This is a genomic window from Longimonas sp. (genome assembly GCF_046498435.1).
Classification (GTDB): domain Bacteria; phylum Bacteroidota; class Rhodothermia; order Rhodothermales; family Salinibacteraceae; genus Longimonas.
The window spans coordinates 1-9,040 of record NZ_JAWOAR010000228.1; the positions used below are offsets into that span (position 1 = coordinate 1).

Genomic DNA, 9,040 nt, shown 5'->3' on the forward strand with positions numbered 1-9,040 from the left:
ACCTGCGTGTCGTCGAGCAGGTGGATGGCGCAGCGCCCGGCCTCGTGCAGGGCTTTGTGCGACTGGGCCTTACGGTCTACGTTGAAACTGACCAGCGGCGGGTCGAGCGAGACGCTGGTGAACGACCCGATGGTGATGCCCCAGGGCTTGCCTTCGGCATAGGTGGTAACAACAACAACAGGCGAGGGCAAGCGGCGCAGAGTGGTGCGCAGGGGGGGCGCTTCGGTGCGCGTGGGCATGACAAGCAAGGCATAAGCGGGCAATAGAACGTCTGTACGCGGCGTCAGGAAAAGACATCGCGTACTTTACGGAAGAACGACTTCTTCGGCGCCTGGTTGTCAGGATTTGGGTGGAAGTTGGGATGCGAACGTAACGCTTCGAGCATATCGATCTCCTCGTTCGTAAGATCCTGGGGCGTCCACACGTGCACACGAATCATCTGGTCGCCGCGTCCGGTGCCGTTTAGATCAGGAATGCCCCGCTCGCGCATCCGCAGAATCTTGCCAGGCTGCACGCCCGAGTCGATTTGGATGCGGGCACGCCCTTTCAGCGTGGGGACTTCAACCTCGGTGCCCAGAGCCGCATCGGGGAAAGACAGATAGAGATCGTAATAGAGGTCGAGTCCATCGCGCACAAAGTGCTCGTGCGGTTTCTCTTTGATCTCGATGCGCAAGTCGCCTGCCAGGCCGCCTCGGATCCCCGCGTTTCCGGCATCGGAGATGGTCAGGTAATTGCCTTCTGTGACACCAGCGGGCACGGTTACACTAATGGTTTCTTCGCCCTCGTAGCGCCCCTTCCCGTTGCACGTGTCGCACGGGTTTTCGATGATGCGCCCCTCGCCATTGCATTTGGGACAGGCCTGCACGTTCACAAACTGTCCGAAAACTGAGCGCGATACCTGGCGGATTTCGCCCGTGCCATCGCACTCATCGCACATCACATGATTTTCGCCATCGACGCCGCCCTCGGCGCCGGTGCCGTCGCAGTCGTCGCACGCTACGTACTTGCGCACCTTGATATTCTTCTGCGTACCGTTCGCAATTTCTTTGAGCGAAAGCGGCAGCTTCACGCGCAGGTCGCTGCCGGGGCGTCCGCTGGAGCGCCGCGAGCGGCCCGCGCGTCCACCGAAGATATCGTTGAAAGCACTGAAGATGTCGTTGATATCTTGGAAGCCGCCGCTGCGTCCACCCCCGCCATTCTGCCCGAGTCCGGCGTGGCCGTAGCGATCGTAGCGCTGGCGCGTTTCCGCATCCGAGAGCACCTCGTACGCTTCGGCGGCCTGCTTGAACTTTTTCTCGGCCTCCGTATCATCCGGATTGCGATCCGGATGGTACTTCATGGCCTTCTTGCGGTAGGCTTTTTTTATTTCGCGGTCCGAGGCATCGCGCGAGACGCCAAGTACGTCGTAATAATCGTCGGGCATGAGGGTAGGGCAGCAGTCAAACAGGCAGCAAAAACAGGCGAGACGCTAAGGGGCACAGGGACCTCTGGCATCAACATTATGAAATGCCAGTACCCACGGACTTGTTCAGCGGTGTTATTTGGCGACGACGACCTGGGCGTGGCGTACCACGCGGTCGCCCATCTGGTAGCCGGCACGAATTTCGTTGAGCACGGTGCCGGATTCGGCGTCCTCGGCCGGTTGCTGCATCATGGCCTCGTGCTTGTTTTCATCGAAGGGCTTGCCTTCTGCGTCGATGCGCTCTACGTCGATCTCGTTCAGCGCAGCGTGAAAGTTTTCGTATACCAGGTTCAGCCCATCACGTAGCGACTCGTAGGCTGCTTTCGGGTTATCATTTTCCTCAAACTGCGAAGCGGCATCCATAGAGCGCTCCAGGTCGTCGATGGTGCCAAGTACAGCGCTGATGGCTTCCACCTTACCCGCTTCAAACTGCCGTTCGATCTGCTGACTCAGGCGCTTGCGCGTGTTTTCGAGTTCGGCGGCTTTCCGCAGAAACTGATCGTTGATTGCATCGCGCTCGGCTTCGAGGGCTTCAACCTGCGCTTCCAACTCGGCGATGCGCTCGGCATCAGACGACGCTTCGCCTTGCGACGCGGTCTCGGGATCGGAGGGCGTATCGGGCGTTGCGGGGTCGGGGGGCGCAGTGTCGTTAAGCAGCGGATCTTCGTTCGTGGAAGAAGAAGTCGATTCGGAGGAAGGCGATTGATTCGTGGGCATGTATATCGTGAAGCGGTGTGAGTAAATACAAAGGTTGTCGTCAAAGCGCGGCGTGCGTGGCGCCGCTTGCTGGGGGCTACAAGATGCGCACCACGCGCTGGGGCAGTGCTCGCAAGGGCGGCTTATGAGGCGGCTTCATCTTCGGATGCGTGGTTCAAGACATTCGCCATAGTTTGCACCAGAGCCACGGCCCGCGGGTAGTCCATGCGCGTAGGGCCCATCAGGCCGAGTGCCCCCACAGTGCTGCCCATGCGGTAGGGCGACACCACAATGGAGTACGACGCCATTTCATCATCTTCGTCATCGCTCCCGATGCGCACATATGTATCGCCGGCGGCGTCGGGGGTAATGGTGCCAAGATTCTCCAGCACATTGATGATGAGCGCCTCATCTTCCAACAGTTCAAAGAAATGACGCACGTCATCGGTTTCCTGAAATTCAGGCTGATTCAGCAAATTGCGTGCGCCCCCAAGCTGCAAGCGGCCCTGCTGCGGCTCACTAAAGAGCGGAGTTGACTCCTGGCGCATCAGGTCTATAATGCCAGTAGAGTCGTCGAGGTCGCGCACGCGCTCTTCGTGGGTATCACGAATTTCGGCGAGTGTGAGGCCAGCCAGTCGCTCATTCAGCATCGACACGATGCGGTCAAGATCGGCACGGTCCACATCGGCCTCAAAGTCGAGCACGATGGTTCGTACGAGGCCGCCGCTCACGTTGAGCACGAAGAGCAGGCGCGGGCCGGTAAGTGGCACAATGTCGAGCCGCTCCAGCACGCCGGTAGACAGGCTGGGGCTTAGCGCCATGCCCAGCAGGTTCGACAGCTTGCTGAGTAGCTTGGTACTCTCACGCAGCATCTCGTCGGTATCGCTAACGAGTTGAGCCAGCTGCATCTTAAGCACCTGCCGCTCGGCGTCCGAGAGCTTCGGGGCCTGCATAAGCTCATCAACAAACGTACGGTAGCCCATCTGGGTCGGCATACGCCCTGCCGATGTATACGGATGGTCGAGGTAGCCCATATCCTCAAGGTCGGCCATCGTGTTACGAATAGAGGCCGGGCTAAGCCCAATGTCGAACTGACGAGCCAGCGACCGCGAGCCGACCGGCCCAGCGGTGTCAATGAAGTGCTGCACAACCAGTTGAAGGATGCGGCGCTCGCGCTCGCTCAACGGCGGTCGATCGGTCTGCTGAACGGAGCGCGAAGCACGCGAACCATCAGAAGACGAACGGGGAGGCGCGCTCATGGGCATCAGTGCGTCTGGAAAACAGCAAATGCGAACAACACGTGCGAACACGAAAACTCAACAGCGAAGCACAGAGCATCGCACAGAGCATCGCACAGATCCAACACAGACACGAGCGGACATCGGTGCACTCAAGAAACACCCCTTAAGACGCAAACCGATGTGCGTGTCGATATAGGCGCTGTGCTGTAGGTCTTACGTTTAGTAGGCCCTGCGTTATGTGCCGTAGAATTAAGCAAACAGATGCCTAATCGTTTCGCACAAAGATGTAACAGCATCCGCCGACAGTTGCATTTGGGCGGGTGTGCGTGGTACCATGCTGTACTTCATGGCGCGCATGGTAGTTTCTTCACAGGCGGTCTACCCCAATCGGTGTAACGGAGCACGGGCGTTATACGTATGTGTGCCAGCAAGCGGTTATTGTTCGAGTCTCTCTTGCCCCCACGCCTTGCCATTTGGCACGGCCTTAAGAGCGGCGCCCGAAAGAGACTCGTTCAACCGCCCGTTCATCTTCGTTCATGTGGCTTCTCCTTCTATGCGGTTTCTTTCTACGCTCCTGGCCAGTGCCCTGGGCACGCTCATTGCCTTGGGTGGCCTGATTGCGTTCTTTGTGCTGTTTTTCTTCGCCATTGCACTGTCGTCGGATACAACTCCTTCTGTGCAGCCCAACTCCGTGCTTGTCGTGGAGGTGGACGGCGAGATTCCGGAGCGCATGGCGCAAGATCCCTTTGCACAGGCCTTTGGCGAGGGGCCCCGCTTCGACATGAATGATGTGAACGGAGCGCTCCGCAAAGCGGCTGCCGACGATCGCATCGATGCTGTCTGGTTGCGCCTCCGCTCGGCCCCGACGGGATGGGCCCGCCTCGCTGACCTGCGTGAGAGCATCGAAGCTTTCAAAGCCAACAGCGACAAACCGGTTATTGCGTCGGGCACCGATGCTGGAATGGGCGAGAAAGGACTCTATCTGGCCACCGCTGCCGACAGCGTGTTCGTCCCGCCTGTGTCGATGTTCGAGATGAACGGCTTCTACACGACGCAGCCCTTCTTTAGCAACGCGCTGGAGCGTCTCGACATTGAACCGAAAATTGTACGGGTGGGCGAGTTTAAATCGGCTGTAGAGCCGTTCCTGCGCGACGACCTCTCCGAAGAAAATCGATTGCAGCTTCAGGCGCTGTTGGATACGCAGAGCGATCAGTTCAGCCAGGATGTTGGCGACGGACGCAGCATGGAGGCGTCTGAAATTCGCCGCCTCGCCACCGAAGACCCGGTGCTTAGCGCCGAGGCCGCTGCCGAAGCGGGCCTCGTGGATGCGCTGATGTACCCCAACGAAGTGGAAACTGCAATTACGGATCGCACCGGGGCCAGCCAGCTCACAACCATCGGCGTATCGCAGTATGCCAGCGTGCCGCCCGAAGACGCCGGTCTCACGCTGGCCGAAGGGGGCAGCGTTGCCGTGGTCTATGCGGAAGGGAGCATTGTGCCCGGAGGCGATTCGTCTCCATTTGGCGACCAGCAGACCGCAGCCTCGGAGCCCTTCATTGAGGCGATGAATACTGCCCGCACCAACACCGATATCCAGGCCATCGTGGTACGCGTCAACTCGCCCGGAGGCAGTGCCGCTGCATCTGAGGTCATGTGGAACGCGATGCGCCGCGCTGCTGATGAGAAGCCCGTCATCGTGTCGATGGGTGATGTAGCAGCTTCGGGCGGCTACTACCTGGCAGCCGGAGCCGACACCATCATTGCGCAAGAAAACACAATCACCGGCTCCATCGGTGTGTTCGGTATCTTCTTTAATGCGAGTGGCTTCCTCGAAAACGAACTCGGCGTTACGTTCGATGCGGTGCAGACCAGCCCCTACGCTGACATTTACTCAGGCATTGAGCCATTTCGCGATGACGAGCAGCAGCGGCTCGAAGCAAGCACACGCCAGGTCTACGACACCTTCATCGAGCGCGTAGCCGACGGGCGCGATATGGACCGCGCCGCTGTCGAAGAGGTGGCGGGCGGTCGCGTGTGGTCGGGCCGCGATGCGCAGGATGTAGGGCTTGTGGATGAGATTGGTAGCCTGAGCACAGCCGTCCAACGCGCTGCCGAAGCTGCCAACATGGGTGAAGGACCGTACCGCGTTCAGGTCCTTCCTCGTCCAAAGACCTTCATCGAGCGCTTCAGCGAGTCCCTCAATACCAGCGTGCGTCGCCAGATCACGGCGCTTACCACTAACGAGGTTGAGCGCACGTTCATGGAGCAGCGTCAGGCGCTGGAGCGCCTTGTTGGCACCCACGGCACCATCCAGGCCCGCTTGCCTGTGGACATCCGGTTTGAGTAGGTGCTTTGCATCCCCCTGAACGGAAAAACCTGCGACACAAAAAAACGCCCGCTCCCGGCAATAAGCCCGGGGCGGGCGTTATGCATTGCAAAACCGGCTTCCGCTACGCACGCACGGAGGACCGTTCGCGCCAGAAGGGGAACTGCCTACACCAGCACAGACCCCGTCATCGCCTCGGGTGGGTCGATGCCGAGCACCTTCAGCATCGTGGGCGATACGTCGCCAAGCTTGCCGTCGTCAATTGCTGACACGCCGTCTTTAATGATGATGTGCGGCACCAGCGCCGTGGTGTGCGCGGTGTTCGGACTGCCATCCGGATTCTTTAGCTTGTCGGCGTTGCCATGGTCGGCGATGATGCTGATGCTGTATCCGGCCTTCAATGCGGCTTCGACCACGGTGCGCGTGGCGGCATCCACCGCTTCAACAGCCTGCACGGTGGCGTCAAAATCGCCCGTGTGGCCCACCATGTCGGGGTTGGCAAAGTTGACCACGGCCAGCGTATAGTCCTGCGCGCCCAGCGCCTCGGCCACGCGCTCCGACAGCTCCGGCACGCTCATCTCCGGCTGCATGTCGTAGGTAGCCACTTTTGGCGAATCCACCATAATGCGGTCTTCGCCCTCGAACGGCTCCTCGCGTCCGCCACTGAAGAAGTACGTAACGTGCGGGTATTTCTCGGTTTCGGCAGCGCGAAGCTGCGTGCCGCTCTGCGCTGAAATGACCTCGCCGATGGTGTCTTCCAGATTCAGCTTCGGAAAGGCCACGGGCAGGTCGAACGTCTCGTCGTAGGGCGAGAAGATGACGTACTCCAGATCGAGCTTGTTGCCGCGGTCGAAGCCGTCGAAGTCGTCTTCGGTAAAGGCACGCGTGATCTGGCGGGCGCGGTCGCCACGAAAGTTGTAGAAGATCACCGCATCGCCATCGGCAACGTGCGTGCGGGTGCGGTCGCCGTGTGTGATGTGGCGCGGCTCCACAAACTCATCGGTAATACCGTCGCTGTAGCTGTCTTGAAGGGCTGCCATCGGGTCCTCGAAGGGTTTGCCTTCGCCCTGGGTGAGCAATCGGTACGCCCGCTCGGTGCGCTCCCAGCGCTCGTCGCGGTCCATCGCATAGTAGCGCCCCACAATCGACACGATGCGCCCCACGCCTGCGCGCTTCGCTTCCTGCTGAAACTCGTGCAGATAGCTGGTGCCGCCGTGCGGATCGGTGTCGCGCCCGTCGGTGAAGGCATGTACGCACACCTGACGGCGGTCGAGCCCTTCGCGGGCAGCCAGTTGCAGAAGGGCGTACAGATGGTCGAGGTGACTGTGCACGCCGCCATCCGAGAAGCAGCCCATCAGGTGCAGCTTCTTGTCGTTTGTCTTGGCATGGCGTGCGGCCCTCACCAGCGGCTCGTTCTCGAAGAACGATTCATCCTCGATGGCCTTGTTGATGCGCGTAATCTCCTGGTACACCACGCGTCCGGCCCCCAGATTCATGTGGCCGACCTCGGAGTTGCCCATCTGGCCGTCGGGCAGCCCCACGGCCTCGCCCGAGGCGGTGAGCGTAGCGTGCGGATGCTCCGCAAACAGGTCGTCAATATACGGCGTGTTGGCGGCGTCAATGGCGCTCACCGAGGGGTCTTCAGCGATGCCATAGCCGTCGAGAATGAGCAGCAGGTGCTTTTCGGAAGGCGTCATAAAACAGATGGTTTGCAGGAAACAGAAGGGACACATCGCCGATGCATCCCAACGAACAAGGGGGCGGCGATGTAGCGCCGCAGAATACATTTGGAGGTGGTTTTCTACCCATTCACTCGAAAGTCGAGCGGCTGCTTGGTGGGCTGGCCGTCGCGGGTGCGAAAGACCATCATCGAACCGCAGCGCGGGCAGGCGGTCTGCTCCATGTCGTAGCGATCGACGTGCGTACTCGGCTCGTCGAAAAACGAATCGCACGTGCGGCAGAAGTAGTCGCCGTGGCGTGCGCTAAGCTCCGGCATCGGGGCGGGCAGCCGTTGCAGGCGCGTGTAGTGGGTGCAAATGTCAGTGAGCACACATGATTCGCACGACGGGTTGCGCGCCGTGCAAGTGTAGCGTCCGTGCAGGATGAGCAGGTGGTGCGCATCGCCCCAATCTTTGCGCGGAATGATACGCTTGAGCTGGCGCTCCACCTTGGTGGGTGTGTTCGCATCCCGCGTAACGAGTCCAATGCGGTGCGACGTGCGATATACGTGCGTATCTACCGGTAGCGCCGCCGTATCAAACGCCACATTTACAACGACTTGCGCTGTCTTGCGTCCAACGCCCGAGAGTTTCTGTAGGTCGGATACGGTCTGCGGGATTTTGCCATCAAACTGGTCGCAGACCTTACGGGCCATCTTCGCCAGGTAGCCGGATTTGTTGTTCGGGAACGTGACCGATTTAATGTACGGGTAGATATCCTCCGCATCCGCCTGAGCCATGTCTTCGACCGTTGGAAATGCCTCGAAGAGCTCCGGCGTGGTCTTGTTCACGCGCTCATCGGTACACTGTGCGGATAAGATGACCGCGACCAGCAGCTCGTACGGATTCGTGTATTGGAGCTCGGTCGCCGGGCGGTCGATGGTGTCGCGGAGGCGTGACAGGGTGATGCGTGCGCGGTCGGTACGTCCCACAGAATAAAAGCGTGTTATCAGATGCGAAGCGAACGTGTGCCGACGAACCGTGGAGCAGTGCCCTCGTTGACATCCGCCGTACACAACGCGTATCACAATGGACGACGTATGGCCTGGGTTTCTCGATATGTAGCCGCGGTACTGATGGGTATCATTCTGCTGGCAGGCCCTGATGCCGCAGCCGCACAGACCGCCGATCTCTCGCCCGAGGCCGATGTCTCGCTCATCACCATTCTGCCCGGCCCCGCCGTCTACGAGGCCTTCGGCCACAGCGCGGTGCGTGTGCACGACCCAGAGCAAGGCATCGACCGGCTCTACAACTACGGCACCTTCCAATTCGACCGCTGGTTTGTCCCCAAATTTTTGTACGGACAGCTCGATTATTATTTGAGCGTGGCCTCGTTTCCAGCCGCGCTGCGGCATTACGAGCAGCTCGGGCGGCCCGTAGTGGAGCAGACGCTCAACCTCACGCCCGAGCAGCGCAGCGCCCTCGTGGGATTTCTACGCGTCAACGCCCAGCCCGAAAACCGCGTCTATCGCTACGATTTCCTGTTCGACAACTGCTCGACACGGATTCGCGACGCCTGCACCGACGTGTGGCCCACCGTCGATTGGTCCGATGCGCCCGACCCGCAGCTCACCTTCCGCGAAATGCTCGACCGCTA

General features: G+C 60.1%; 8 protein-coding genes. 2 read left to right on the top strand and 6 right to left on the bottom strand.

What is annotated here, in order from left to right:
* The 4 genes from R6U20_RS08740 to hrcA form a co-directional block, all read right to left on the bottom strand.
* Positions 1 to 239 (bottom strand): flavin reductase family protein (locus R6U20_RS08740; protein WP_410337473.1); only part of this gene is annotated, 239 nt, incomplete at its 3' end.
* 44 nt (positions 240 to 283) lie between these two features.
* Complete coding sequence (gene dnaJ, locus R6U20_RS08745) at positions 284 to 1,423, bottom strand: molecular chaperone DnaJ (protein WP_410337474.1); 1,140 nt, start codon at positions 1,421 to 1,423, stop codon at positions 284 to 286.
* A 114-nt stretch (positions 1,424 to 1,537) separates the two neighbouring features.
* Complete coding sequence (locus tag R6U20_RS08750; RefSeq protein WP_410337475.1) at positions 1,538 to 2,179, bottom strand: nucleotide exchange factor GrpE; 642 nt, start codon at positions 2,177 to 2,179, stop codon at positions 1,538 to 1,540.
* A gap of 122 nt (positions 2,180 to 2,301) precedes the next feature.
* On the bottom strand, positions 2,302 to 3,417 hold the full coding sequence (hrcA, locus tag R6U20_RS08755; RefSeq protein ID WP_410337476.1) for a heat-inducible transcriptional repressor HrcA: 1,116 nt from the start codon (positions 3,415 to 3,417) through the stop codon (positions 2,302 to 2,304).
* Positions 3,418 to 3,952: 535 nt separating this feature from the next.
* On the opposite strand from hrcA, the gene sppA reads away from it, so the two are divergent.
* On the top strand, positions 3,953 to 5,746 hold the full coding sequence (sppA, locus tag R6U20_RS08760; protein WP_410337477.1) for a signal peptide peptidase SppA: 1,794 nt from the start codon (positions 3,953 to 3,955) through the stop codon (positions 5,744 to 5,746).
* Between the two features lie 146 nt (positions 5,747 to 5,892).
* Here the strand turns inward: sppA and gpmI are convergent, their stop codons facing one another.
* Both gpmI and nth read right to left on the bottom strand, forming a co-directional pair.
* Complete coding sequence (gene gpmI / locus R6U20_RS08765) at positions 5,893 to 7,422, bottom strand: 2,3-bisphosphoglycerate-independent phosphoglycerate mutase (RefSeq protein WP_410337478.1); 1,530 nt, start codon at positions 7,420 to 7,422, stop codon at positions 5,893 to 5,895.
* Between the two features lie 104 nt (positions 7,423 to 7,526).
* On the bottom strand, positions 7,527 to 8,375 hold the full coding sequence (gene nth, locus R6U20_RS08770; protein WP_410337479.1) for an endonuclease III: 849 nt from the start codon (positions 8,373 to 8,375) through the stop codon (positions 7,527 to 7,529).
* Between the two features lie 108 nt (positions 8,376 to 8,483).
* Here nth and R6U20_RS08775 point away from each other — a divergent pair.
* Positions 8,484 to 9,040: DUF4105 domain-containing protein (locus tag R6U20_RS08775; protein WP_410337480.1), on the top strand; the 557-nt coding region annotated here is incomplete at its 3' end.